The sequence below is a fragment of the Cognatilysobacter segetis genome (assembly GCF_004359965.1).
GTDB classification, from domain to species: Bacteria; Pseudomonadota; Gammaproteobacteria; order Xanthomonadales; family Xanthomonadaceae; genus Cognatilysobacter; species Cognatilysobacter segetis.
In genome coordinates this window covers 41674-67148 of sequence record NZ_SMRQ01000019.1, presented here as the reverse complement: position 1 = coordinate 67148, position 25475 = coordinate 41674, and the positions used below count along the sequence as shown (strand labels likewise).

The 25475-nt window shown below is 69.1% G+C and carries 20 protein-coding genes and 1 pseudogene; 11 read left to right on the top strand and 10 right to left on the bottom strand.

Annotated features, from left to right (window positions below):
* The 8 genes and pseudogenes from carB to E4F61_RS05965 form a co-directional block, all read left to right on the top strand.
* Positions 1 to 527, top strand: a pseudogene (carB, locus tag E4F61_RS06000) (carbamoyl-phosphate synthase large subunit); the annotation flags it as partial.
* Positions 528 to 663: 136 nt separating this feature from the next.
* Entirely contained in the window at positions 664 to 1140 is a 477-nt protein-coding gene (greA, locus tag E4F61_RS05995; RefSeq protein ID WP_133478757.1) for a transcription elongation factor GreA, read from the top strand.
* A 4-nt stretch (positions 1141 to 1144) separates the two neighbouring features.
* Entirely contained in the window at positions 1145 to 2080 is a 936-nt protein-coding gene (locus E4F61_RS05990) for a phosphoglycerate mutase (protein ID WP_133478756.1), read from the top strand.
* The gene (gene recJ, locus E4F61_RS05985) at positions 2077 to 3792 is read left to right on the top strand and encodes a single-stranded-DNA-specific exonuclease RecJ (protein WP_133478755.1); all 1716 of its coding nucleotides are present in this window, start codon (positions 2077 to 2079) and stop codon (positions 3790 to 3792) included. The genes E4F61_RS05990 and recJ overlap by 4 nt, the downstream gene beginning before the upstream one ends.
* Before the next feature lie 63 nt (positions 3793 to 3855).
* Positions 3856 to 4984 (top strand): peptide chain release factor 2 gene (gene prfB / locus E4F61_RS05980; protein WP_133478754.1). Its coding sequence is split into 2 segments (ribosomal slippage): positions 3856 to 3930 and positions 3932 to 4984, totalling 1128 coding nucleotides; the frame shifts between segments, so codons are not numbered across the junction.
* Between the two features lie 142 nt (positions 4985 to 5126).
* Positions 5127 to 6644, top strand: a complete 1518-nt coding sequence (gene lysS, locus E4F61_RS05975; RefSeq protein WP_133478753.1) for a lysine--tRNA ligase — start codon at positions 5127 to 5129, stop codon at positions 6642 to 6644.
* Positions 6645 to 6718: 74 nt separating this feature from the next.
* A complete protein-coding gene (locus tag E4F61_RS05970; protein ID WP_425480116.1) occupies positions 6719 to 7819 on the top strand; it encodes an HD domain-containing phosphohydrolase in 1101 nt (366 codons plus the stop codon).
* Entirely contained in the window at positions 7816 to 9999 is a 2184-nt protein-coding gene (locus E4F61_RS05965; RefSeq protein WP_133478751.1) for an ATP-binding protein, read from the top strand. The genes E4F61_RS05970 and E4F61_RS05965 overlap by 4 nt, the downstream gene beginning before the upstream one ends.
* 10 nt (positions 10000 to 10009) lie before the next feature.
* Here the strand turns inward: E4F61_RS05965 and E4F61_RS05960 are convergent, their stop codons facing one another.
* The 6 genes from E4F61_RS05960 to E4F61_RS05935 all read right to left on the bottom strand — a co-directional run bounded on the left by E4F61_RS05960 (position 10010) and on the right by E4F61_RS05935 (position 18027).
* Positions 10010 to 10870: a crotonase/enoyl-CoA hydratase family protein gene (locus tag E4F61_RS05960; protein ID WP_133478750.1), complete on the bottom strand. Its 861-nt coding sequence runs from the start codon at positions 10868 to 10870 to the stop codon at positions 10010 to 10012.
* A gap of 152 nt (positions 10871 to 11022) precedes the next feature.
* The gene (locus E4F61_RS05955) at positions 11023 to 12705 is read right to left on the bottom strand and encodes a long-chain fatty acid--CoA ligase (RefSeq protein WP_133478749.1); all 1683 of its coding nucleotides are present in this window, start codon (positions 12703 to 12705) and stop codon (positions 11023 to 11025) included.
* 210 nt (positions 12706 to 12915) lie between these two features.
* On the bottom strand, positions 12916 to 15672 hold the full coding sequence (gene acnA / locus E4F61_RS05950) for an aconitate hydratase AcnA (RefSeq protein WP_133478748.1): 2757 nt from the start codon (positions 15670 to 15672) through the stop codon (positions 12916 to 12918).
* Between the two features lie 119 nt (positions 15673 to 15791).
* Positions 15792 to 16409: a high frequency lysogenization protein HflD gene (hflD, locus tag E4F61_RS05945; RefSeq protein ID WP_133478763.1), complete on the bottom strand. Its 618-nt coding sequence runs from the start codon at positions 16407 to 16409 to the stop codon at positions 15792 to 15794.
* Between the two features lie 29 nt (positions 16410 to 16438).
* Positions 16439 to 17551, bottom strand: a complete 1113-nt coding sequence (mnmA, locus tag E4F61_RS05940; RefSeq protein WP_133478747.1) for a tRNA 2-thiouridine(34) synthase MnmA — start codon at positions 17549 to 17551, stop codon at positions 16439 to 16441.
* Positions 17551 to 18027, bottom strand: coding sequence for an NUDIX hydrolase (locus E4F61_RS05935; RefSeq protein ID WP_133478746.1), 477 nt, complete (start codon positions 18025 to 18027; stop codon positions 17551 to 17553). Before E4F61_RS05935 ends, mnmA begins: the two co-directional genes overlap by 1 nt.
* 175 nt (positions 18028 to 18202) lie before the next feature.
* Here E4F61_RS05935 and clpS point away from each other — a divergent pair, with 175 nt between their 5' ends.
* Both clpS and clpA read left to right on the top strand, forming a co-directional pair.
* Positions 18203 to 18535: an ATP-dependent Clp protease adapter ClpS gene (gene clpS / locus E4F61_RS05930; RefSeq protein WP_133478745.1), complete on the top strand. Its 333-nt coding sequence runs from the start codon at positions 18203 to 18205 to the stop codon at positions 18533 to 18535.
* A gap of 63 nt (positions 18536 to 18598) precedes the next feature.
* A complete protein-coding gene (gene clpA / locus E4F61_RS05925; RefSeq protein ID WP_133478744.1) occupies positions 18599 to 20881 on the top strand; it encodes an ATP-dependent Clp protease ATP-binding subunit ClpA in 2283 nt (760 codons plus the stop codon).
* Positions 20882 to 20943: 62 nt separating this feature from the next.
* Here clpA and infA read toward each other — a convergent pair whose 3' ends face one another.
* The 4 genes from infA to trxB form a co-directional block, all read right to left on the bottom strand.
* The gene (gene infA / locus E4F61_RS05920; protein WP_027083105.1) at positions 20944 to 21162 is read right to left on the bottom strand and encodes a translation initiation factor IF-1; all 219 of its coding nucleotides are present in this window, start codon (positions 21160 to 21162) and stop codon (positions 20944 to 20946) included.
* Positions 21163 to 21250: 88 nt separating this feature from the next.
* Complete coding sequence (aat, locus tag E4F61_RS05915; RefSeq protein WP_133478743.1) at positions 21251 to 21997, bottom strand: leucyl/phenylalanyl-tRNA--protein transferase; 747 nt, start codon at positions 21995 to 21997, stop codon at positions 21251 to 21253.
* Complete coding sequence (locus E4F61_RS05910) at positions 21994 to 23124, bottom strand: GNAT family N-acetyltransferase (RefSeq protein ID WP_133478742.1); 1131 nt, start codon at positions 23122 to 23124, stop codon at positions 21994 to 21996. The genes aat and E4F61_RS05910 overlap by 4 nt, the downstream gene beginning before the upstream one ends.
* Positions 23125 to 23145: 21 nt before the next feature.
* A complete protein-coding gene (trxB, locus tag E4F61_RS05905; RefSeq protein WP_133478741.1) occupies positions 23146 to 24099 on the bottom strand; it encodes a thioredoxin-disulfide reductase in 954 nt (317 codons plus the stop codon).
* Positions 24100 to 24311: 212 nt separating this feature from the next.
* Between trxB and E4F61_RS05900 the strand changes: the two genes are divergently transcribed.
* Positions 24312 to 25379: an alanine dehydrogenase gene (locus E4F61_RS05900; RefSeq protein WP_133478740.1), complete on the top strand. Its 1068-nt coding sequence runs from the start codon at positions 24312 to 24314 to the stop codon at positions 25377 to 25379.
* Positions 25380 to 25475 lie beyond the last annotated feature (96 nt).

Here is a 25475-nt window from a genome sequence, read left to right as displayed (position 1 = left end):
TCCAGGGCGTGGATCCGATCCTCGGCCCGGAGATGCGCTCGACCGGCGAGGTCATGGGCGTGGGCCGCAATTTCGGTGCGGCGATCGCCCGCGCGCACGAAGCCGCCGGCATCCGCGCGCTGCCGGCCTCGGGCAAGGTCTTCGTCTCCGTACGCGACCCGGACAAGCAGCGCCTGCTGCCGGTCGCGCAGGAAATCGCGCGCCAGGGTTACACGCTCGTCGCCACGCAGGGCACCGGCGCGTTTCTGAAGGCGAACGGGGTGGAGTGCGAGATCGTCAACAAGGTCATCGAAGGCCGCCCGCACGTGGTGGACCTGATCAAGAACGGCGACATCGCGTACATCGTGAACACGACGGAAGGCCGCCAGGCGATCGCCGACTCCTTCTCGATCCGCCGCGAGGCATTGCAGCACCGCGTCACGTACTCCACCACGATCGCGGGCGCGCGTGCGCTCATGCAGTCGCTGGAATACCGCGGCACCGGGCCGGTGGCGTCGCTGCAGGAGCTGCACGCGACCATCGCCTGACGCCACCTGGCACGGCCGGCCGACCGCGCCGTGCGGCCGGTCGCGTTTCGCGGCTGCAGCGCCGCGGGCGACACGGCACAATCGACCATCGATCGACGACGCCGGCAGGCCTGCCGGCGTCCACCAAGGACATGCCATGAGAGCTCCCATCACCGCGAAGGGTGCGCAGCGTCTGCGCGCCGAGCTGGACAACCTCAAGTCGGTGCAGCGCCCGGCCGTCATCAACGCGATTTCCGAGGCCCGTGCGCACGGCGACCTCAAGGAGAACGCCGAGTACCACGCCGCGCGCGAGCAGCAGGGCTTCATCGAAGGCCGCATCAAGCAGCTCGAGGCCGAGCTGTCGCATGCCGAGGTGATCGACGTCGCCAAGCTCAACGCGGGATCGCGCGTGGTGTTCGGCGCGACGGTCGAGCTGGCGGACGTCGACACGGACGAGCAGAAGACCTACCAGATCGTGGGCGACCTCGAAGCCGACATCAAGCAGGGCCTGATCGCGATCTCGTCGCCGGTGGCGCGCGCGCTGATCGGCAAGAACGAAGGCGACGCGATCACGATCGACGCGCCCGGCGGCACGCGCGAGTACGAGATCATGAGCGTGCGTTACATCGGCTGATCGGATGAGCCGCGCCTGCCTCGTGCTGCCGCCGCGCTCACGCTTCGCGGGCGAGCCGCTGCCGTCGCACGTCGCCCGGCTGCTCGGACGCGCCGATCGCTCGCAAGGCGACGGCGGGATCCAGTCGCTGTTCGAGGTCCTGCCGCGCGGCTGGCCCGCGGCGGCGGTGACGCGTCAGGCGGATCGCGGCGACGCGGCGCATGCGATGTGGCTGCGCGCGGACCCCGCCTACGTACGGCCCGACATCAACGGCGCGCGTCTGCTGGCGGTCGGCGAGACGCTGGGCCTCGACGCGGCCGACGCCGATGCATTGCTGCGGCCGCTGAGGCCGCTGTTCGGCGATGCGGGTATGCCCATCGACGCGGGCAGCCCGGGCGCGTGGTACCTGCGCCTGCCCGAGGGTTCGCCGCTGCCGGCATTCACCGCGCCCGACGACGCACTCGGGGGCGATCTGTTCGATCACATGCCGGCGGGGCCGACGGGGCGTCGGTGGCGCGCGCTGCTATCGGAGGCGCAGGTGACGCTGCACCAGCATCCGCTGAACGCCGAACGCCAGGCGCGCGGACTCGCACCCGTGAACTCGGTCTGGTTCTGGGGCGAGGGCAGGCTGCCCGACCGCGTGGCCCTGCCGTTCGGCAGGATCCACAGCCCGGATTCCACCGTGCAGGCATTTGCGCGCGCGGCCGGGGCACGCGCCGAGCCGTTGGCGGCGTGGCATGCCAACGATGCCGGCGTCGCGTTCGACCTGCGCCACGAGCGCCGGCTCGACCGCCTGCTGTCCACCTGGATCGAGCCTGCGCTGGCGGATGTCGTCGCGCGGCGGCTGCACGACCTCGAGCTGCGGTGGGGGGACGGCCTGCGGCTGGACGTGCGCCGATCGCAGTCGATGAGATTCTGGAGGCGCCCACTGCGCGTCCTTGCCGAGTCCGAGCCCGGATGAGCCGCTTCAAAGCCCGACTCGTGCGGCGCCCGTACGTTGCGCCCGGCGACTGGGCCCACGGCCTGCATCCCGTGCTCGCGCGCGTGTACGCGATGCGCGGTGCGGCCTCTCTGGAGCAGGCCCGTCCCAAGCTCGCCCACCTGCATCCGCCGGAGACGATGGGCGGCCTCGACGCCGCGACCGCGCTGCTCGCCGACGCCATTGCCGCGGACGCGCACATCGTCGTGGTGGGCGACTTCGATTGCGACGGCGCCACCGCCTGCGCCGTCGGCGTGCGCGGCCTGCGCCTGCTGGGCGCGCGTCGCGTCTCGTACGCGGTGCCCAACCGCATCGTCCACGGTTACGGGCTCACGCCGGCGATGGTCGACGAGATCGCCCCGATGGCGCCGGACCTCGTGGTGACGGTGGATCACGGCATCGCCTGCCACGCCGGCGTCAGTGCGGCGAAGGCCAGGGGCTGGAAGGTGCTCGTCACGGACCACCACCTGCCCGGCGAGGCGCTCCCGCCGGCCGATGCGATCGTCGACCCGAACGTGCGCGGCGACGGCTTCGCCAGCAAGGCGCTCGCGGGCGTCGGCGTCATCTTCTACGTGCTGCTGGCGCTGCGTCGGCATCTTCGCGACCGCGGCGCGTTCCCGGACGGCGAGCCCGACCTGTCCCGGTTGCTCGACCTGGTGACCGTCGGAACCGTCGCCGACCTCGTGCCGCTGGACGCCAACAACCGTGCGCTGGTCGCGGCGGGGCTGCGCCGCATGCGCGCGGGGCAGGCGTGCGCGGGGCTGCGCGCTCTGGCGGAAGTCGCGCAGCGCGACCTCGCACGGCTCAGCGCGTCGGACATCGGCTACGCGATCGCACCGCGCATCAACGCCGCCGGGCGGCTCGAGGACATGTCGCTCGGCATCGAATGCCTGCTGAGCGACGAGCTGCCGCAGGCCCGCGAAATCGCGCACCTGCTGAACGAGATCAACGGCGAGCGCCGCGCCGTGCAGCAGCAGATGGTGGACGAGGCCGAGCGCGCGCTGTCGCGCGTGACGCTGCCCGACGGCGACCTGCCGCCGACGATCTGCCTGTTCGATGCCGAATGGCATCCGGGCGTCGTCGGCCTCGTGGCCTCGAAGATCAAGGAACGCCTGCATCGGCCCGTCGTGGCGTTCGCGCCCGCTGCGCCCGGTTCGTCGATGCTGCGCGGCTCGGCGCGGTCGATCCCCGGCTTCCACATTCGCGACGCGCTGGCGATGGTGGCCTCGCGGCGCCCCTCGCTGATCGAGCGGTTCGGCGGCCATGCGATGGCGGCCGGCCTGAGCCTTCCGGCGGCCCACTTCGAGGCGTTCGCCGCCGAGCTGCACGACGCCGCGGTCGGTGCGCTCACGCCCGACCTGCTGCAGGCGGAGGTGCTCAGCGATGGCGAGCTCGCGCCGGGCGAGCTGGGCCGCGCCTGCGCCGAGGCGATCCGCGACGGCGGCCCCTGGGGCCAGGCGTTCCCGGAGCCCCACTTCGACGGGGAGTTCCAGGTGCTGTCGACCCGCGTGGTTGGCCAACGGCACCTGCGCATGGAGCTCGGGCTCGGGGCCCTTCGCCTGAACGCGATCGAGTTCGGTGGGGCGTCCGAGCCGCCCGGCGCGCGGGTCCGCATCGCCTACCGGCTGGAGCCGGACGACTACCGCGGCGGCGACGCGTTCCAGCTGGTCGTCGTTCATCGCGAACCCGCCTGACGGGTCGGGCCCCGTGCGGCGCGCTGCTAGACTATGCAGCTCTTTTGCACTGCGACGACGGACATGATCGAACTCAATCCCGTCCGCCAGCGAATCGCCGACCTCAAGGGCCGGCTGGATTCGCTCAGGGGGTATCTTTGACTTCGACCACAAGGTCGAACGTCTCGAGGACGTAAACCGGGAGCTGGAAAGCCCGGACGTGTGGAACGACGCCGAGCGCGCGCAGGCCCTGGGCCGCGAGCGCGCCTCGCTCGAGAAGGTCGTCCACGGCATCCGCAGCCTCACCGACGGCCTCGTCGGCGCGAACGAGCTGCTGGAACTGGCGGAGATGGAGGACGACGAGGACACCGCGAACGCGGTGGTCGACGACGTCGAGAAGTACGCCAAGGACGTCGAGCAGCTCGAATTCCGCCGCATGTTCGCCGGCAAGATGGACAATGCGAACGCGTTCGTCGACATCCAGGCCGGCGCGGGCGGTACCGAGGCGCAGGACTGGGCGGAAATCCTGCTGCGCATGTACCTGCGCTGGTGCGAATCGCGCGGCTGGAAGACCGAGCTCATGGAGGCGAGCGGCGGCGACGTGGCGGGCATCAAGTCGGCCACCCTGCGCGTGGAAGGCGACTTCGCCTACGGCTGGCTGAAGACCGAGACGGGCGTGCATCGCCTGGTGCGCAAGTCGCCGTTCGACTCGGACAACCGTCGCCATACGAGCTTCACGTCCGTGTTCGTGTCACCGGAAGTCGACGACAACATCGACATCGAGATCAACCCGGCGGACCTGAAGACGGACGTCTACCGTTCCTCCGGCGCGGGCGGCCAGCACGTCAACAAGACCGAATCGGCGGTGCGAATCACGCACGTGCCGACCGGCATCGTCGTGGCCTGCCAGACCGGCCGCAGCCAGCACCAGAACCGCGACAACGCGATGAAGATGCTCGCGGCGAAGCTCTACGAGCTCGAGATCCAGAAGCGCAATGCCGAGCGTGATGCCGTCGAAGCCACCAAGTCCGACATCGGCTGGGGCAGCCAGATCCGCAACTACGTGCTCGACCAGTCGCGCATCAAGGACCTGCGCACCGGCATCGAGCGTTCCGACACGCAGAAGGTGCTCGATGGCGACCTCGACGAGTTCGTCGAAGCGAGCCTCAAGGCCGGCCTCGAGGTCGGCGCCAAACGCAGTGACGCGGCCTAAGCCGCGTCGGCGGCCTGACGCCCAATCGGCCGCGTGACACGGCGGCCCCGCGCATCCGCGGGGCGCCGTCCCGCCGGCCGCTGCCGGTACATTCCTCCGAACCCCGCCGGCACGCCGTGCCGACACCTCCGCAGTGATTCCGATGACCGACACGCCCGCCACGCCGCCGACCGACGAGAACTTCCTGATCGCCGAGCGCCGGGCGAAACTCGCGCAGCTCCGCCAGGGCGGTATCGCGTTCCCGAACGACTTCAAGCGCGCGCAGTACGCGGGCGACGTCCAGGCCGAATTCGGCGACGACGAACGCTGGACCGCCGAAGCGCTGGAAAGCGAGCCGCGGCGCGTCGCCTTGGGAGGCCGGGTCATGCTCAAGCGCGACATGGGCAAGGCGGGTTTCGCGCAGATCCAGGACGAGTCCGGCCGCATCCAGCTCTGGCTGAAGAAGGACCTGCTCGGCGATGCGTTCGAAGTGTTCAAGAACCTCGACCTCGGCGACATCGTTGCGGTGGAAGGCGAACTCACGCGCACCCGCACCGGCGAGCTGTCGGTCAAGGCGACGTCGCTGCGGCTGCTCACCAAGGCGCTGCGTCCGCTGCCGGACAAGTTCCACGGCATGGCCGACATCGAGCAGCGCTACCGCCAGCGCTACGTCGACCTGATCGTGACGCCCGAATCGCGCGACGTCTTCGTCAAGCGCAGCAAGATCATCCGCGCGATGCGCGCATGGCTGGATGCGCGGCGCTTCCTCGAAGTCGAGACGCCGATGATGCATTACATCCCCGGCGGCGCGACGGCGAAGCCGTTCGTCACGCACCACAATGCGCTCGACCTCGAGCTCTACCTGCGCGTGGCGCCGGAGCTTTATCTCAAGCGCCTCGTGGTCGGCGGCCTCGAGCGCGTCTACGAGATCAATCGCAATTTCCGCAACGAGGGCGTGTCGACGCGCCACAACCCCGAGTTCACGATGCTCGAGCTGTACGAGGCGTATGCCACGTACACCGAGATCATGGACCTGACGGAAGACGTGATCCGGCATTGCGCGCAGGACGTGCTCGGCACGACGGCCATCGAATGGGAAGGCGCGCCGATCAACCTCGGCCCGCGCTTCCGCCGCTGGTCGATGACCGACGCGGTGCTCGAACACAATCCGGAGATCGCACGCGAGGACCTGCGCAACCTCGAGACGATGCGCCAGCACTGCGCGCGCCTGCGCATCCCGGTCAAGCCGTCGTACGGCTGGGGGAAGCTGCTGCTGGAGATCTTCGAGAAGACGGTCGAGCACACGCTCGTGCAGCCGACCTTCATCACCGACCATCCGGTCGAGGTCAGCCCGCTGGCCCGCGCGAATGACCTCGATCCGGAGCTCACCGACCGCTTCGAGCTGTTCGTGGGGGGCAAGGAGCTGGCGAACGGCTTCTCCGAGCTCAACGACCCCGAGGACCAGGCGGCGCGGTTCCAGGCACAGGTCGATGCGAAGGAGGGCGGGGACGACGAAGCCATGCACTACGACGCCGACTACATCCGCGCGCTCGAGGTCGGCCTGCCGCCGACGGGCGGCCTGGGCATCGGCATCGACCGCCTCGTGATGCTGCTCACGGATCGCGCCTCGATCCGCGACGTCCTGCTGTTCCCGTACATGCGGCCCGAACACGCGGGCTGAACCCCACGCTCAAGAACGCCAGGGAAACGGCCGATATACGGTTGGGCGCGGTGCGACGGCATCCGCAGCGCGCTATCCTCGGTCCCGAGCCGCCGTACCGGTGCACGCCAGCGGATGGTCCTATGAACGTCGTCATCGTCGATGACCAGAGCAGTGCGCGCACCATGCTGCGCCACATCATCGAAGACATCGGTGCGGAGCTGAGCGTCCACGACTTCGGCGAACCGCAGGTCGCGCTGGACTGGTGCGCGTCGCACGACCCGGACCTGCTGCTTCTCGACTACCGAATGCCCGGCATCGACGGGCTGGAATTCGCGCGGCGCTTCCGACGCCTGCCGCGCCACCGCGACATCCCCATCATCCTGGTGACGGTGGTCGGCGACGAACCGATCCGCCAGGCCGCGCTCGATGCGGGCGTGATCGACTTCCTCGTCAAGCCGGTCCGTCCGCGCGAGTTGCGCGCGCGTTGCCGCAACCTGCTGCAACTCCGCCAGCAGTCGGAGACGGTGAAGCAGCGCGCGCTGTCCCTCGAACATCGCCTGCAGACCTCGCTGCAGCACATCGCCGAACGCGAGCGTCAGATGCTGACGCGCCTCGCGCGGGCGGTGGAATACCGCGACGGCGGAAGCCATCCCAACCTGCAGCGCATGGCGGCGGTCGCCGGCCTGATCGCGCGCGGCGTCGGCCTGTTCGATGACGAGGCGGCGCAGCTCGAGCAGGCGACGCCGCTGCACGACATCGGCAAGATCGCGCTGCCGGACGCCGTGCTGCACAAGCCGGGTCCGCTGTCGGACGAGGAGCTGGCGCTGGTGCGGCGACATCCCGAGATCGGCCACTCCCTGCTGTCCGGCAGCGGCACGCCCTTCCTGGAACTCGCCGCGACGATCGCGCTCAACCACCACGAGCGCTTCGACGGCAGCGGCTATCCGAACGGGCTGGTCGGCGATGCGATCCCGATCGAGGCGCGCATCGTCGCGGTCGCCGACGTCTTCGATGCGCTGATCTCCGAGCAGCCCTACAAGCACGCATGGGAAATCGACGCGGCACTCGCGCACCTCTACGCGCAGCGTGGCCGGCTGTTCGATCCGCAATGCGTGCAGGTGCTGGTGTCGGCACGCCGCCAGCTCGATGCGCTGTGCGAGAGCTTCCGCACGCCGCAGGGGCGACTGACATGATCGAGCGGCTGCGTCGCGTCCATCGGCGCCTCGCGGCGCGCGCCGACAGCGAGCACGGCCAGGCCGCGGTGCGCATCGGCGTACTGGGCGTGGTGCTGCTGTATCTGCTGCTCGGGCCCGAGGAGATGCGCTCGAGCGCCTATTACGACGTCATGGCGATGGTCATGGCCGGCTTCGTCATCGGCGCGGCGATCCTGGCGTGGCTGGTGCTCTCGCCCGCCCGCAGCCATCCGCGACGCCTACTCGGCATGGCGGCCGACTACGGCCTGATGGCGGCCGCCATGATCCGCATGGGCGAGCCCATCGCGTGGGTCTACGTACTGATCATGTGGGTGACGGTCGGCAACGGGCTCCGGTTCGGTCGCCGGTACCTGATCGGCGCGATCGCCGCAGCGCTGGTGTCGTTCGGGCTCGTGCTCGCGCGCTCGCCGTACTGGCAGCAGAACCTGCCGCTGGGCATCGGCCTGCTGATCGGACTGCTCGCGATCCCGATGTACCTCACGCGCCTGCTCGCGGCGCTGACGCGGGCAACGGAAGAGGCGCGTCGCGCGAACGAGGCGAAGAGCCGGTTCCTCGCGAACATGTCGCACGAGTTCAGGACGCCGCTCAACGGCCTGGCGGGCATGACCGAGCTGCTCGCGGCCACCGACCTCGACGCCGAGCAGCGCGAATGCCTGGGCACGATCCAGGCTTCCACCCGCACGCTGATGGCGCTGGTGGAGGACGTCCTCGACATTTCCGCCATCGAGGCCGGCAAGCTCAAGCTGCACGCCGGCGACATCGACGTGCGCGAGCTGGTCGAGAGTGTCGGGCTCATCCTCGAGCCGCAGGCGCGGGCGAAGTACCTCGACTTCCGGGCCAATGTGGCGGCCGACGTGCCGCTGCGCGTGCACGGCGACGTGGCCCACGTCCGGCAGGTGCTGATCAACCTGGTCGGCAACGCCGTGAAGTTCACCGACCGCGGCTCGGTCGCGCTTCAGGTCGAACGCGTCCTGCACGACGAGCACCGGACCTGCCTGCGCTTCGTCGTCACCGACACCGGCATCGGCATTCCGGATGCGATGCGCCGCCGGCTCTTCGACGCCTTCGAGCAGGCCGACGCCGGCCTCGCGCGCCGCTATGGCGGCACGGGGTTGGGTACGACGATCGCCAAGGGCCTTACCGAAGCCATGGGCGGAACCATCGGCTTCGAGAGCGTCGAAGGGCAGGGCACCCGCTTCTGGGTGCAGCTGCCGTTCCAGCCGGTCGAGCCCGTGGCACCTGCCGCGGCCGGTTCGCATCCCGCTCCGACGACCGCCGAGCCCGCGGCCGACGCGATGGGCGAGAACGTCATCGCCTTCAGCAATCCCTTCCTGCGCCACCGCGCGCGGGTCCGAAGCCTCCACGTGCTCGTGGCCGACGACAACGCCGCCAACCGGATGGTGCTGCAGCGCCTGCTGCAGAAGGCCGGCCACCGGTCGACCTGCGTCGACGGCGGCGAGGAGGTGCTCGACCTGCTGGCCGACGCGCGCTTCGACCTGGTGATCGCCGACCTGCACATGCCGGGCATGAGCGGCGTGGACATGCTGCGTCACCTGCGCCTGATCGAAGCTGGCAGCGACGTGCGCACGCCCGTCGTGATCCTCAGCGCCGACGTCACGCCCGCGGCGATACAGGCCTGTCAGGACGCCGGCGCGTGGGGATTCCTCGCCAAGCCGGTGTCGACCGCCAAGCTGCTGGACGTGCTGAGCGACATCGCCGAGGGCGGGAGCGCCGCCCCGCGCACCGCGGCCGCGACCGTGCCGCCACCCGAGCGCATCGACGGCACCGTGTTCGATCCCGCCGTGCTCGACGAGCTCGCGGCCATCGGCATGGGCGCCGCGTTCGAACGCGATTTCGTGGCCGAGTGCCTCGCCGACGCCGAACGCGGCATCGGGCACATCGCCGACTGCGCGGCGCGCAGCGACTGGGTGCAGGTCCGCGAGCACGCACACGCGGTGAAGGGCGTCGCCGGCAATGTCGGGCTGGTGAAGCTGGCCTCGACGGCAGGCGAACTGATGCGCCTGCCGGATTGGCAGCTCGCCGGCGAATGGCGAAGCCGGCTCTCGACGCTGCGCGAACGCTTCGCGCAGGGACGCGAACTGCTGACCGCGCGCCGAGACGCCGGCGCCCGTGGCGATCCCGCGGCCCGTTCCGACTGAACCATTCCGGTCAGCGCGCCGAACGGCGTGCCTGCGCCCGCACGATGCGCTCCATCGCGCGCAGCGAGCGGTCGCCCAGCGCCAGCGCGGCGTCGACCCAGACCGCGGTGATCGACAGCAGCTCGTCGTAGGTCACGGCTTGCGCGAGGCGCCGCACGCGATTGAGCGCGAGGTGCGCATGCGGCGCGCGCTGCTCCTGCTGGATCAGTTCGCGGACCGCCCGCTCGCCTTCGCCGCGCGGCACCACGATGTCCACGATGCCCATGCGGTGCAGCTCTTCCACCGGCAGGATCCGGCCCTCGAGGATCAGGCGTTCCGCCTTTTGCGGCGAAACGCGCCGGCTCAGGAACGAATAGGCGCCCATGCCGGGGACCAGGCCGAACAGCACCTCGGGCAGGCCCATCTCGGTGCCTTCCTCGGCGACGATCACTTGGCAGGCGAGGGCCAGTTCCATGCCGCCGCCGAGGGCATCGCCCTGGACCAGCGCGATGCTGCGCACGTCGCCGCCCAGTCCGTCGTGCAGCAGGTGCACGCCGTCGACGCACCGGGTCGCGTAATCCATGAGTCCCTCGCGGTCGCCGGCACGGATCAGGCTCGCGAACAACGCGAGGTCGCCGCCGAGATTGAACGCGCCGGGCGCGTCGGACGCGAGCACGACATGGCGGAGCGGGCTGGTCGACGCGCGCGGCTGCGGTGCGTTGACCTCCGACAGCATCGACCACATGTCGTGCATCAGTTCGCGCCGGAAGCAGGGCCGCACGCCCGTCGCGTGATCCGCGTGCATGAAGAGCCATTGGCTTCCCCCTGCGTCGGTCTCGACCCGGACGGTGGGGTAGGTGCGGGCGCGGTACAGCGGTTCGTTCGTGCTCATCATGCGGGTCCTCAATAGGGAACCGCCCGCGGATGCCGGTGGGCGCGGGCGATCGGGTGGTGCCCACCGGTCGATCGTACACCCCGCGCGCGCATGCAAAAGACAGGCCCGCGCGAGGCGGGCCCGGGCACGTCAGACGCGACGTAAATCCATCACGCCGTTGCAGGCACCCGCAGTTCGCGGCGCAGGATCTTGCCGACATTGGTCTTCGGCAATTCCTTGCGGAACTCGACGTAGCGCGGCAGTTTGTAACCCGTCAGGTTTTCGCGCGCGTGCGCGATCACCTGCTCGGCGGTGAGCGACGGGTCCTTCGGCACGATCACGACCTTGACCGCCTCGCCCGACTTCTCGTCCGGCACGCCGACAGCTGCGACCTCCAGCACCTGCGGCATCATCGCGATGACGTCTTCCACTTCGTTCGGGTACACGTTGAAGCCGGACACCAGGATCATGTCCTTCTTGCGATCGACGATGTAGAAAAAGCCGCGATCGTCCATCCGCGCCATGTCGCCGGTGTGCAGCCAGCCGTCCGCATCGATGACGTTGGCGGTCTCCTGCGGGCGGTTCCAGTAACCGCGCATCACCTGCGGGCCCTTGATGCACAGCTCGCCAATTTCGCCGGCCGGCAGCATGCGGCCTTCGTCATCCTTGACGCACGCGTCGGTGGAGGGGATCGGCAGGCCGATCGCGCCGTTGTACTCGGGCAGGTCCATCGGGTTGATGCAGGCGGCGGGCGACGTCTCGGTCAGGCCGTAGGCCTCCACCAGCGTGGAACCGGTCGCCTGCTTCCAGCGCTCGGCAACCGAGCGCTGCACGGCCATACCGCCGCCGAGGGTCAGGTGCAGGGCGGAGAAATCGATCTTGTCGAAGCCCGGCGTGTTCAGCAGGCCGTTGAAGAGCGTGTTGACGCCGGTAATCGCCGTGAACCGGGTGTGGCGGAGCTCCTTCACGAAGCCCGGCATGTCGCGCGGGTTCGTGATCATGTAGTTGTGGCCGCCGAACTTCATGAAGACGAGCCCGTTCGCCGTCAACGCGAAGATGTGATACAGCGGCAGCGCGGTGATGATGGTTTCCTCGCCGTAGCTGACGTTGGTGCCGATCCAGGCTGCGGCCTGCTGCATGTTCGCGACGAGGTTGCGATGCGTCAGCATCGCGCCCTTGGCGACGCCCGTGGTGCCGCCGGTGTACTGCAGGAACGCGATGTCCTCGGGACCGATGTCCACGCCGGCATCGTCGAACGGCAGGCCTGCGCCGGCCTCGATCACGTCGTTGAAGCGCACGGCGTGCGGGATGTCGTAATCCGGCACCATCTTCTTGACGTAGCGAACCACGAAGTTGACGACGGAACGCTTCGGGAAATCGAGGCAGTCGCCGAGCGCCGTCGTAATGACGTGCTTCAGCGGCGTCTCGTGCAGCACCTCCTGCACCGTGTGCGCGAAGTTGTCCATCACCAGGATGGCCACGGCGCCGGCGTCGACGAGCTGGTGGTGCAGCTCGCGCGCGGTGTACATCGGATTGACGTTCACCACCGTGAGCCCGGCGCGCAACGTGCCGAACAGCGCGATCGGGTACTGCAGGCAGTTCGGCATCATGATCGCGACGCGATCGCCGCGCTTGAGCTTCAGCTCGCCCAGCAGGTACGCCGCGAAACGCGCGCTCAGCGTGTCGATGTCGGCGTACGACAGGGTCTTGCCGAGATTCGAGAACGCGGGCCGGTCGCGGTATTTCTCGATCGCGGTCTGGAGGACGGCGACGATCGACGGATACTCGTCGACGTCGATCTCGGCCGGTACACCGGCGGGATAGCTCGCCAGCCAGGGCCGGTCTAGCGTCATTCGATTTTCCCCTTGGTTCGCCCCGTCGAAGGCAGCCACGGTGCGGCAGCGTACGGTCGTTCGATTGGAACATAGGCCTCGCAGCGGTCGCAAGGCGCGATGCAGCGCGGCCATCCGCCGCCCGGCGCCGGCGCCAGCCCGGCCCAAACGACGACGGGGCGCCGAAGCACCCCGTCGCTGTGACGCCGCGCCCGCCGCAGCGGGCGAACGTCAGACCGTCTTGCGGCCGGCCAGCTGGCGCAGCACGTAGTGCAGGATGCCGCCGTGGCGGAAGTACTCGACTTCCTTGGGCGTGAGCAACAGCACGCGGACCTCGAAACGCTTCTCGAAGCCGTCCGCGCGTCGCGCCACGACGGTGGCGGTCTTGCTCGCACCGTCCTTCAGGCCCTCGACCGCGATGGTTTCCGAGCCGTCCAGACCCAGCACCTTCGCGTTCTCGCCGGGCTTGAACTGCAGCGGCAGCACGCCCATGCCGACCAGGTTCGAGCGGTGGATGCGCTCGAAGCTCTCGGCGATGACCGCCTTGATGCCCAGCAGGTTCGTGCCCTTGGCCGCCCAGTCGCGCGACGAGCCGGTGCCGTATTCCTTGCCCGCGAACACGACCAGCGGAACGCCCGCCGCCTTGTACTTCATCGCGGCGTCGTAGATCGCCAGCTTTTCCGGCTGCGCGTCGCCCGAGAAGTACAGCGTGTTGCCGCCTTCCTCGCCACCCAGCATCAGGTTCTTGATGCGGATATTCGCGAACGTGCCTCGCACCATCACGTCGTCGTTGCCGCGACGGCTGCCGTAGCTGTTGAAGTCGGTCGGCTGCACGCCGCGCTCCATCAGGTAGCGGCCCGCGGGCGAGTCCTTCTTGATGTTGCCCGCCGGCGAGATGTGATCGGTCGTGATCGAGTCGCCGAACAGGCCGAGCACGCGCGCGCCCGCGATGTCGTCGATCGAGCCGACGTGCATCGACATGCCGTCGAAATAGGGCGGGTTCTTGATGTAGGTCGACGCCGAGTCCCAGGCGAACGACTCGCCTTCCGGCGAGGCGATCTGGTTCCAGCGCGTGTCGCCCTTGAACACGTCGGCGTAGTTCTGCTTGAACAGCTCCGGGCCGATCGTCGCGGCGATGGTGTCGCCGATTTCCTTGTTCGACGGCCAGATGTCGCGCAGGTAGACCGGCTGGCCGTCGCTGCCCGTGCCCAGCGGCTCGGTGGTGAGGTCGATGTCGACCGTACCGGCGAGCGCGTACGCCACCACCAGCGGCGGCGAGGCGAGGTAGTTCATCTTCACTTCGGGATGCACGCGGCCCTCGAAGTTGCGGTTGCCGGACAGCACCGACGTCACCACCAGGTCGTTCTCGGCGATGCCGCGCGAGACCTCGTCCGGCAGCGGGCCGGAGTTGCCGATGCAGGTGGTGCAGCCGTAGCCGACGACGTCGAAGCCGAGCGTCGCGAGGTCGTCGAGTACGCCCGCCTTGCGCAGGTAGTCGGTGACGACCAGCGAGCCCGGGCCGAGCGAGGTCTTGACCCACGGCTTGGTCTTCAGGCCGATGCGCGCGGCGTTGCGCGCGAGCAGGCCGGCGCCCAGCATCACCGCCGGGTTCGACGTGTTGGTGCAGGAGGTGATCGCGGCGATCACGACGGCGCCATCGCCGAGCTCCACGTCCTGGTCCTTCATGCGGATCCGCGAGCGCGGCTTGGCGGCCAGGTGCTCCGCCTGTGGCTGGTCGCCGCCTTCGCTGTCGAAGCGCTTGAGCTCGGACTTCTTCGCCTCGCGGTTGGCGGTCAGGCCGCCGAGGTTGGCGTTGTAGTTGTCCTTCACCTTCTCGAGCAGCACGCGGTCCTGCGGGCGCTTGGGACCGGCAAGCGAGGGCTTGACGTCGGCGAGGTCCAGCTCCAGCACGGCCGAGTACGACGCTTCCGGCGTGCCGACGTCGTGCCACAGGCCCTGCGCCTTCGCATAGGCCTCGACGAGCGCGATCTGCTCGTCCGGACGGCCCGACAGGCGCAGGTAGTTCACGGCCTCGGCATCGATCGGGAAGATGCCGCAGGTCGCGCCGTATTCCGGCGCCATGTTGGCGATCGTCGCGCGGTCGGCCAGCGGCAGGTGCTGAAGGCCCTCGCCGAAGAACTCGACGAACTTGCCGACGACGCCCAGGGCGCGAAGCATCTGCGTGACGGTGAGAACGAGGTCGGTCGCGGTCGTGCCTTCCGGCAGCGCGCCCTTGAGCTTGAAGCCCACGACCTGCGGAATCAGCATCGACGACGGCTGGCCGAGCATCGCGGCCTCGGCCTCGATGCCGCCGACGCCCCAACCGAGCACGCCGATGCCGTTGATCATGGTGGTGTGCGAGTCGGTGCCGAACACGGTGTCCGGGAACGCCTGCAGCTCGCCGTTGACGTCACGCTCGACGACCACGCGCGCGAGGTTCTCGAGATTCACCTGGTGCACGATGCCAGTGTTCGGCGGCACGACCTTGAAGTTGTCGAACGCCTTCTGGCCCCAGCGCAGGAAGCTGTAGCGCTCCATGTTGCGCTGGAATTCGATCTGGCCGTTGATGTCGGCCGCGTCCGGGCGGCCGTAGACGTCGACCTGCACCGAGTGGTCGATGACCAGCTCGGACGGGATCAGCGGATTGATCTGCGACGGCGAGCCGCCGAGCTTGGTGACGGCATCGCGCATCGCGGCGAGGTCAACCACGCACGGCACGCCGGTGAAGTCCTGCAGCACGACGCGCGCGGGCATGAAGGCGATCTCGGTGTCCGACTCGCCCTTCGGGTCCCACGTGGCGACCGCCTCGATATGCTCGGGCAGCACGGTGACGCCGTCCTCGTGCCGGAGCAGGTTCTCCAGCAGGATCTTCATCGAGTAGGGCAGGTGCGCGAGGTTGAAGCGCTGGCCCAGCGTCGGGAGGCTGAAGTAGGTATACGACTTGCCGTTGACGGCAAGCTGCGCGCGTGTGGCGAAGGAGTCGGCCATGGGGGCTCCAGGGAGGCGGCAGGGGCACGGCGGTCTGCATCGGAGGCCCGGGGCCGTCCGGAACGAATCACCGCGGAAAACCGGCTAATTATGCCGTATCCGCCCGCCTTCCGGCAGCCTCAGCCGAGGTGCGCGTCCACGGCCGCCAGCATCCGGCGGCGCTGGAGCGCCAGATCCCAGAGGCTGCCGCCGCGCTGGCGCCACAGCACCGCCGAACGGACCGCCGCCAGCAGGGCGGCACGTACTTCCGCGACCACCGCCGGCTGCCCGAGATAGTGCGGGTTGCCCTGCACGAGCACGCGCGGGCGGAGCGTGCTCAGCGTCTTCGCGTAAAGCTGGCCGATCGGGGCGAGCACCTCGGGGTGCGTGGGGCCTTCGCGCTCGGCCTGGAACTGGATCTCCTGCAGCCCGCGACGCACCCGATCCGTCATCGATGTATCGCGGACGAAGCGTCGCTCCAGCTGCATCACCGCCAGCGACAGGCGAGCGAGTTGCTCGTCCCGATTGGCGCCGGACAGGTAGTCGCGCAGCAGCAGCAGGCCGGGCCGCACGTTCTCCAGGCCGCCGTAGACGTCGGCGGTGGTGCGGGCGTCGAAGCGGAACAGCGAGTCGATGCACGTGGCGAGGATGTCCTCGTTCGCCTCGCCGGTGTCGGCGACGCGGCGCACCTGCGCCAGCGCCTGCAGGAGCCCGGCGAGCGCCACGACGCGGTCGTAGATCGGTTCGACCGTGGCCATCGAGGCGGCGATTTCCGACGTGGTACGGGTCATGCGGCGTCCGGAAGGGAGTCGAGGGGCGCGTCGGTGGCATCGATCACGGCGCCGCCGAGGCATTCGTCGCCGGCATAGAGCACGAGCGACTGCCCGGGCGTCACCGCGCGCTGTGGCCGCGCGAACGCGACCGCCAGGCGGCCATCTTCGCGCACCTGCACGCGGCACGGCTCGTCATTCTGGCGGTAGCGCGTCTGCGCGGTGCATTCGAACACGGCCGCCGGCGGCGCACCCGCGATCCAGTGCGCGGCACCGGTCAACAGCCGGGTGGACATCAGCCACGGGTTGTCGGTGCCCTGTTCGACGTAGAGCACGTTCGAGGCAACGTCCTTGCCCACCACGTACCACGGCGCCGCGGGCCGGCCGCGCACGCCACCGATCTGCAGGCCTTCGCGCTGGCCCAGCGTGTAGAAGAAGACGCCGGGGTGGCGTCCCACGCGTTCGCCGGCCGGGGTCAGGATCTCGCCCTCGCGCGCGGGCAGGTAGCGGCCGAGGAAGTCGCGGAAGTCGCGCTCGCCGATGAAGCAGATCCCGGTGGAATCCTTCTTGGCGGCCGTCGGCAGACCGGCCGCGGCGGCGATTTGTCGCACGTCCGCCTTCGGCAGCTCGCCCAGCGGGACCAGGGTGGACGCCAGTTGCGGCTGGCCGAGCTGGTGCAGGAAGTAGGTCTGGTCCTTGCTGCGGTCGACGGCGCGCAGCAGGCGCCAGCGGTCGTGCGCGTGCGCCACGCGCGCGTAGTGTCCCGTCGCGATGCGCTCGGCGCCGAGCTCGCGCGCGGCGTCGAGGAAATGCTTGAACTTGATCTCGCGGTTGCAGAGCACGTCGGGGTTGGGCGTGCGGCCCACGGCGTACTCGGCGACGAAGTGCTCGAAGACGCCGGCCCAGTATTCGCCCGAGAAATCGCGGAAATGGATCGGAATGCCCAGTCGGCCGCACACCGCGACCGCATCACGGCGGTCGTCCTCCGCGCGGCACTCGCCGCTGCCGTCGTCCGCCCAGTTCGACATGAAGAGGCCCGCGATCGGCTCGCCGGCGTCGCGCAGGCGCAGCGCCGCGACCGACGAATCGACGCCGCCCGACATGCCCACGATGGTGCGGGCCACCGCCATCAGCCCAGCGCCCGCACCAGCTCGAGGGGATAGCGCCGCCCGGCCAGTGCGTCCTCGACCACCCGCCATACCAGCGGGCTGCGATGGCGGGACGACGCCGCCCGCAGCTCGGCGGGCGTCATCCAGACGGCGCGCACGATGCCCTCGTCGAGCTCGCGCGCCGGATCGAAGTGCAACGGCTCGGCGACGAAGGCGAAGCGGACGTAGGTGCGCTCCGCGCCGCCGAGGCTGACGGACGGCGCCTTCCACTGGTACGCGCCGACGAACGCGGTGGGCCGCACGTCCCAGCCGGTTTCCTCGCGCGTTTCACGGATGGCGGCGTCGACGATCGGCTCATCGGGCTCGAGATGGCCGGCGGGCTGGTTCAGCACCAGCCGACCCTCCACGCGCTCCTCGACCACCAGCACGCGGCCGCCGTCGACGACGACCGTGGCGACGGTGACGTCCGGCTGCCAGAAGCGGGGGTCGGCGGTCATCGGGCGTCGCGCCCCACGACGGCGGTCGCAGGCTGCGCGATCGGCGGAATGCACAGTGCCAGCTCGGGAACGGTCGGGCGGAAGGTCGCCGGCATGATCGGGTCCAATGATGCGAAGCGGCATTCTGCCGGCCGTTCGCGGCGGTCGTCCACGAGCCGGGATTTATACTGCCTCGATGCCGAAGCACATCCCGCACGAACACGATCATCACGGTCAGCACGGCCTCGCCGTCGAGACCGGCCGGCCCGAAGTCGCGCCGCCGCCGATGTACTCCGTCCTGTTGCTGAACGACGACTACACGCCGATGGATTTCGTCGTCGACGTCCTGATGCGTTTTTTCGCGCTGAATATCGAAAAAGCGACCCAGGTCATGCTCCACGTGCACACCCGCGGGCGCGGCGTTTGCGGGGTTTTCACGCGCGAGATTGCCGAATCGAAAGTGTCGCAGGTGAACGAATACGCAAGACTGAACCAGCATCCCTTGCTGTGCACGATGGAACAGGCCTAAAAGCGGTTTAAACCGCGGTGCCGGACCCCATCTAGCATCGCAGACGCTTCGGAGGCCTCCACCATGTTCAGCAAGGATCTCGAGTACAGCATCGGGCAGTGCTACAAGCGCGCCCGCGAGGCTCGCCACGAATTCATGACCGTCGAGCACCTGCTTCTGGCACTGCTCGACAACCCGTCGGCGGAGGGCGTTCTGCGCGCCTGCGACGCCGACGTCCCGCGACTGCGCCGCGAGCTCGACGAGGCGATCGCCACGTCGGTGGCGGTGCTCTCCGACGACAGCGACCGCGATACGCAGCCGACGCTGGGGTTCCAGCGCGTCCTGCAGCGCGCGGTGTACCACGTGCAGTCGTCCGGCAAGAAGGAAGTGACCGGCGCGAACGTGCTCGTCGCGATCTTCGGCGAAAAGGACTCGCACGCCGTCTATTTCCTGAACCAGCAGGACATCGCCCGCCTGGATGTCGTCAATTACCTGTCGCACGGCATCAGCAAGCAGGGCGGCGAAGAGTCCGGCCGCGAGGACGGGCAGGGCAGCAGCGCGGAAGGCGCCGACGGCGAGGGCAAGTCGGACGCGCTCACCGAGTTCGCGACCAACCTCAACCAGCAGGCGCGCGAGGGCAAGATCGATCCGCTCGTCGGCCGTGCCGACGAAGTCGAGCGCACCATCCAGGTGCTCTGCCGTCGCCGCAAGAACAATCCGCTGTACGTGGGCGAGGCCGGCGTGGGCAAGACGGCGATCGCCGAAGGCCTGGCCAAGCGCATCGTTGACGGCGATGTCCCCGAGGTGCTCCAGGACGCGACGATCTACTCGCTCGACCTGGGCGCACTCGTCGCGGGCACGAAGTACCGCGGCGATTTCGAAAAGCGCCTGAAGTCCGTCCTGCAGCAGCTGCGCAAGATTCCGGGCGCGGTGCTCTTCATCGACGAGATCCACACGATCATCGGCGCCGGTTCGGCGTCGGGCGGCACGATGGATGCGTCCAACCTCATCAAGCCGGCGCTGTCGTCGGGCGAGCTGCGCTGCATCGGCTCGACCACGTTCCAGGAATACCGCGGCATCTTCGAGAAGGACCGCGCGCTGGCGCGTCGCTTCCAGAAGATCGACATCGTCGAGCCGACGGTGAGCGAGGCGGTCGAGATCCTCAAGGGCCTGAAGCCCAAGTACGAGGCCCACCATGGCGTCAGCTACGACGACGACGCCATCCAGGCCGCGGTCGACCTGTCGGTGAAGCACATCGGCGATCGCCTGCTGCCGGACAAGGCCATCGACGTCATCGACGAGGCGGGCGCCCGCCAGCGCCTGCTGCCCGAGGGCGAACGCAAGGCGATCATCGACGTGGAAGAGGTCGAGCGCATCGTCGCCAAGATGGCCCGGATCCCGGCCAAGCAGGTCACGGCCACCGACAAGGACGTGCTGCGCAATCTCGAGCGCAACCTGAAGATGGTGATCTTCGGCCAGGACCCGGCGATCGACTCGCTGACGTCCGCGATCAAGCTCGCCCGTTCCGGTCTCGGCAGCCCCGACAAGCCGATCGGCAACTTCCTGTTCGCCGGCCCGACCGGCGTCGGCAAGACCGAAGTCACCAAGCAGCTCGCCATGCAGCTCGGCATCGAGCTGGTGCGCTTCGACATGTCGGAATACATGGAAGCGCATTCGGTGAGCCGCCTGATCGGCGCGCCCCCGGGTTACGTCGGCTTCGACCAGGGCGGCCTGCTGACCGAGAAGATCGTCAAGACGCCGCACTGCGTGCTGCTGCTCGACGAGATCGAGAAGGCGCATCCGGACATCTTCAACATCCTGTTGCAGGTCATGGACCGCGGCATGCTGACCGACACCAACGGTCGCGAGGCGAATTTCCGCAACGTGATCCTGGTGATGACGACCAACGCGGGTGCGTCCCAGGCTTCGCGCCGTTCGATCGGCTTCACCAAGCAGGACCACGCCTCGGACGCGATGGAGGTGATCCGCCGCAGCTTCTCCCCGGAGTTCCGCAATCGGCTCGACGCGGTGGTGCAGTTCCAGCCGCTGGGGATGGACCACATCCTGCGCGTGGTGGACAAGTTCATCATCGAGCTGGAGGCCCAGTTGCACGAGAAGAACGTCACGCTCTCGGCCACGCCGGAAGCGCGCGACTGGCTCGCGAAGCACGGCTTCGATCCGCAGATGGGTGCGCGCCCGATGGCCCGCATCATCCAGGAGAACATCAAGCGTCCGCTGGCGGACGAGCTGCTGTTCGGAAAGCTGGTGAGCGGCGGCCGGGTGACGGTCGACGTGCGCGACGACAAGCTGGTGGTCGACGCGCAGGCCGAGCCGGAGCGCCTGCTGCCGGCAACCGTGGAGAACTGACGGGAGCCCGGAACGAAAAAGGCGGCCTTCGGGCCGCCTATTTCATGCCTGCATCGCCGCGGTTACTTCATGCGGTAGGTGATGCGGCCCTTGGTGAGGTCGTACGGAGTCATCTCGACCTTGACCCGATCGCCGGTGAGGATGCGGATGTAGTTCTTCCGCATGCGACCGGAGATGTGGGCAATGATCTCGTGGCCGTTTTCGAGGCGAACGCGGAACATCGTGTTCGGAAGAGTCTCCGACACGGTGCCTTCGAATTCGATCACGTCGTCTTTTGCCATGGGTTCCTGATGGGTCTCTGGAGTCCGGAGCGGGCTCGTTAAGCGGTGGATTGTGCCACGCGGGCGTGAATACGCGCAAAAGCGGCCGTCAGGCGACCGGGTCGGCGAGCTCGCACGCGGGCAGTTCGCCGAATCGCGCCGTCCACGCCCCGGCTGCGCCGGCGTCGGCCGTCAGGGTGGCGACCGCCTGCAGGAATCGTGGCCGCTCCCACCGCTCCGCGCCGAGCGCGAGCAGATGCGGGTTCTCGACCTGCGCGTCGATCAGCGGCCAGCCCCAACCGTGCAGCCGGTGCGCGAGGCCCGCGATCGCCACCTTCGAGCCGTCGGGCCGACGGCTGAACATGCTCTCGCCGAAGAACATCCGGCCGATCGCCACGCCGTAGATGCCGCCGACCAGCGCCTCGCCGGACCACGCCTCGACGCAGTGGGCGTGCCCAAGGCGATGCAACTCGATGTAGGCGGCCTGCATCGCGGGCGTGATCCACGTCCCCCGTTGGCCGGGCCGGGGGATGCCCGCGCAAGCCTCGATCACCGCGTCGAATGCGGTGTCGGCGCGGAGCACCCAGTCGCTTCGTCGGAGGCCGCGGCGGAAACGCCGCGACGTCGCGACGTGGTCGGTGCGGAAGACCGTGCGTGGATCGGGACTCCACCACAGCGGCGGCTCGCCTTCCGAAAACCAGGGGAAAATGCCCGCGCGGTAGGCATTGAGCAGGCGCACCGGATGCAGGTCGCCGCCGGCGGCGAGCAAACCGTCGGGCTCGCTCAACGCGCGGGCCGGATCGGGGAACCGCGCGGCCGGATCGACGCCCAGCCGCGCGATCGGAAGCGGGCTCACGCCGTCGCTTCCCGGAACGGGCTGCTGGCCGACAGCCCGCGGGCAAAGCCCAGCACCGCCTGATGCTCGTCGGCGCACCACGGGGAGAGCGCGTCGCGGAAGGCGGGCTCGGCGATCCAGTGCCGGCTGCGGACGATGGTCGGCAGGAAGCCCCGCGCGAGCTTGTGCTCGCCCTGCGCACCCGGCTCGAAGCGCGCAAGCCCTTCGCGCAGGCAGTACTCGATGCCCTGGTAGTAGCAGGTCTCGAAGTGCAGGCCCGGATGGTGCTCGATCGCGCCCCAGTAGCGGCCGAACAGCGTGTCCGCGCCGCGAAGGCAAAGAGCGCCGGCGATCGGACGGCCTTCGCGCTCGGCAAGGACGATGACCAGCGCCCGCGGCATCGTGGCCGCGAGATGGCGCAGGAACGCGAGCGTGATAGCCGGCCGGTTGCCATACTCGGCGAACGTCTGCCGGTAGAAGCCGTACATCGCGATCAGGTCATCCTCGCTCGCCTCGTCGCCGTGGACGACGCGGAACACGATCCCGGCGCGACCCACCTTCGCGCGCTCCTGCCGGATGTTCTTGCGGTGCTTGTGGTCCATGGCGCCCAGGAACGCGTCGAAGTCGCGCCAGCCGGCCGTGTTGTGCCAGTGGTACTGCACGTCGACCCGGGCGAGCCAGGCGTCGTCGAAGGCTGCCTCCTCGTCCGCGTCGTGGAAGTTGACGTGCGCGGACGAGTAGCCGTCATCGCAGGCCGCGCGCAGCGTTAGCAGAAGGGCCTCGCGACCCTCGCGATCATGCGCGAGCAGGCGCGGGCCGGTGACGGGCGAGTAGGGCACCGCGCAGAGCAGCTTCGGAAAATAGTCGAGGCCGTAGCGCGCGTAGGCATGGGCCCAGGCGTGGTCGAACACGAACTCGCCATGCGAATTCGACTTGACGTAGCAGGGTGCCGCGGCGACCAGGACGTCGCCGTTCCACAGCGTGAGATGGCGGGGCGTCCAGCCCAGCCCCGCCAGGATGCAACCCGTGGCCTCGAGGCCGGACAGGAAGGCATGCCGGACGAATGGATTCGCCGTCCCGGCCAGTGCGTCCCACGCGGCGGCGTCGACCTCGTCGAGCCGCGAGAGCCAGCGCGCGCGCAGGCTCATGGGCGCACTCGGGCGCGGGGGTCAGCCGGCCTTGTCGAGGTAGCGCTCGGCATCCAGCGCCGCCATGCAGCCCGAACCCGCCGACGTGATCGCCTGGCGGTAGACCTGGTCGGCGACGTCGCCGGCGGCGAACACGCCGGGGGTCGAAGTCGCCGTCGCATTGCCCTCGATGCCGGACTGCACGGTGACGTAGCCGTTGCGCATGGCCAGCTGGCCTTCGAACAGCGCGGTATTGGGCGTGTGGCCGATGGCGACGAAGAAGCCGTGCACCGGCAGGTCGCGGGTCGAATCATCCAGCACCGAGCGTACGCGCAGACCGGTGACGCCCGCTTCGTTGCCGAGTACCTCGTCGACCGTGTGGTGCCAGACCGGCTCGATCTTGCCCGCCTGGATCTTCGCGAACAGCTTGTCCTGCATGATCTTTTCGGCGCGCAGCGTGTCGCGACGGTGCACGAGGTAGACCTTGCGGGCGATGTTGGCGAGATAGAGCGCTTCCTCGACCGCGGTGTTGCCGCCGCCGACGATCGCGACGTCCTGGTCCTTGTAGAAGAACCCGTCGCAGGTGGCACAGGCCGACACGCCGCGACCCTTGTAGGCCTCTTCCGACGGCAGCCCGAGGTACTTGGCGGTCGCGCCGGTCGCGATGATCAGCGCGTCGCAGGTGTATTCGCCGCTGTCGCCGACCAGGCGGAACGGCCGGCTGGCGAGGTCCGCGGTGTGGATGTGGTCGAACAGCACCTCGGTGTTGAAGCGCTCGGCATGCGCCTGCATGCGCGCCATCAGGTCCGGACCCATCAGGCCATGGGGATCGCCCGGCCAGTTGTCGACCTCGGTCGTGGTCATCAGCTGCCCGCCCATCTGCAGGCCCGTGATGACGACCGGCTTGAGGTTGGCGCGCGCCGCGTAGACGGCGGCGGACCAGCCGGCCGGGCCGGAGCCGAGGATGATCAGCTGCGAATGCTTCGAAAGGGTCATGGATATAATGGCGCGTTATGTGATGCGTGCATTCCGGCACGCGGATCGATGGGCCCGCAGGCCGATCATTCCGCCGCCGTGCACGACAGGAAGCGCCATAGCTTGGCGGTCGCATGACGGCAGCACAAGGCGCGGTGACGAAACACCGCGACTCATCCCGAAGACCCGCGCCCTTTGCAGCCGCCGTGGCCGCAGGCGCCACGGAGACAGCAATGCGCATCGGTGTACCCAAGGAAACCAAGACCCTCGAAGGGCGCGTCGCGCTCGTGCCGGCCGCCGCCGGCGACCTCGTCAAGCGCGGCCACGAGGTGTGGCTCGAGCAGGGCGCGGGCCTGAAGAGCGGCTTCAAGGACGACGAATACACCCGCCTCGGCGTCAGGATCGCGCCGGACCAGGCCGCCCTGTACGAGAAGGGCGAGTTGATCGTGAAGGTGAAGGAGCCGATCGCCGGCGACCTGCAACACCTGCGCAAGGACCACCTGCTGTTCTGCTATCTGCACCTGGCCGCCGAGCCGGCGCTGACGAAGCAGCTGCTCGACATCGGCCTGACCGGCGTCGCGTTCGAGACCGTGGAACTGCCGAACGGCGACCTCCCGCTGCTGGCGCCGATGTCCGTCATCGCCGGCAAGATCGGCGTGCAGGTCGGCACGCACCTGCTGCACCAGCCCATGGGCGGCAAGGGCAAGCTGCTCGGCGGGCTGTCGGCGACGGAGCGCGGCAAGGTCGTGGTGTTCGGCGCGGGCCGTGCCGGTGGCGCGTCGGCGGCGCTCGCCGCGGCTGGCGGCGCGAACGTCACGGTCTTCGAAATGCGCGAAGACCGCATGGACGAAATGATGCGCCTCGGCAACAACGTCACCGCGCTGTATCCGTACCACGACGTCGTCGCGCGTGAAGTCGCGTCGGCCGACCTCGTGATCGGCGCCGTGCTCGTCACCGGCGCGAAGGCGCCGCACGTGATGACGCGCGAGATGCTGAAGGGCATGGAGGACGGTTCGGTCGTCGTCGACATCGCGATCGACCAGGGCGGCTGCTTCGAGACGTCGCGCCCGACCACCTGGAAGGAGCCGACCTACGTGGAGGAGGGTGTGACCCACTTCTGCGTGACGAACATGCCGGGCGCCGTGCCGCAGACCTCGTCGCAGGCGATCTGCGCGGCCATCCTGCCGTGGGTGAACAAGCTGGCCTCGGGCAACTGGCGCGACAACGCCGCGCTCACCCGCGGCATCAACGTCGAGGGCGGCCGGATCGTCCATCCGGCGCTGCAGGGCATGGCGCTCTGACCGCCTGAGACGGCGATCGGGACAATCCGCGGTACCGGTCGCGATTTCGCGACCTCCGGAGACCGGCGTCGGCCGTATGCGACGCCGGTTTTCACG

What these genes read in the sequence shown, in the direction of transcription:
- E4F61_RS05990 (WP_133478756.1), top strand. Translation starts at nt 1,145, where the DNA reads ATGAGCCGCGCCTGCCTCGTGCTGCCGCCGCGCTCACGCTTCGCGGGC.
- E4F61_RS05900 (WP_133478740.1), top strand. Translation starts at nt 24,312, where the DNA reads ATGCGCATCGGTGTACCCAAGGAAACCAAGACCCTCGAAGGGCGCGTC.
- lysS (WP_133478753.1), top strand. Translation starts at nt 5,127, where the DNA reads ATGACCGACACGCCCGCCACGCCGCCGACCGACGAGAACTTCCTGATC.
- trxB (WP_133478741.1), bottom strand. Translation starts at nt 24,099, where the DNA reads ATGACCCTTTCGAAGCATTCGCAGCTGATCATCCTCGGCTCCGGCCCG.
- E4F61_RS05960 (WP_133478750.1), bottom strand. Translation starts at nt 10,870, where the DNA reads ATGAGCACGAACGAACCGCTGTACCGCGCCCGCACCTACCCCACCGTC.
- clpS (WP_133478745.1), top strand. Translation starts at nt 18,203, where the DNA reads ATGCCGAAGCACATCCCGCACGAACACGATCATCACGGTCAGCACGGC.
- E4F61_RS05935 (WP_133478746.1), bottom strand. Translation starts at nt 18,027, where the DNA reads ATGACCGCCGACCCCCGCTTCTGGCAGCCGGACGTCACCGTCGCCACG.
- hflD (WP_133478763.1), bottom strand. Translation starts at nt 16,409, where the DNA reads ATGGCCACGGTCGAACCGATCTACGACCGCGTCGTGGCGCTCGCCGGG.
- infA (WP_027083105.1), bottom strand. Translation starts at nt 21,162, where the DNA reads ATGGCAAAAGACGACGTGATCGAATTCGAAGGCACCGTGTCGGAGACT.
- recJ (WP_133478755.1), top strand. Translation starts at nt 2,077, where the DNA reads ATGAGCCGCTTCAAAGCCCGACTCGTGCGGCGCCCGTACGTTGCGCCC.
- acnA (WP_133478748.1), bottom strand. Translation starts at nt 15,672, where the DNA reads ATGGCCGACTCCTTCGCCACACGCGCGCAGCTTGCCGTCAACGGCAAG.
- E4F61_RS05910 (WP_133478742.1), bottom strand. Translation starts at nt 23,124, where the DNA reads ATGAGCCTGCGCGCGCGCTGGCTCTCGCGGCTCGACGAGGTCGACGCC.
- clpA (WP_133478744.1), top strand. Translation starts at nt 18,599, where the DNA reads ATGTTCAGCAAGGATCTCGAGTACAGCATCGGGCAGTGCTACAAGCGC.
- mnmA (WP_133478747.1), bottom strand. Translation starts at nt 17,551, where the DNA reads ATGGCGGTGGCCCGCACCATCGTGGGCATGTCGGGCGGCGTCGATTCG.
- greA (WP_133478757.1), top strand. Translation starts at nt 664, where the DNA reads ATGAGAGCTCCCATCACCGCGAAGGGTGCGCAGCGTCTGCGCGCCGAG.
- E4F61_RS05955 (WP_133478749.1), bottom strand. Translation starts at nt 12,705, where the DNA reads ATGACGCTAGACCGGCCCTGGCTGGCGAGCTATCCCGCCGGTGTACCG.
- E4F61_RS05965 (WP_133478751.1), top strand. Translation starts at nt 7,816, where the DNA reads ATGATCGAGCGGCTGCGTCGCGTCCATCGGCGCCTCGCGGCGCGCGCC.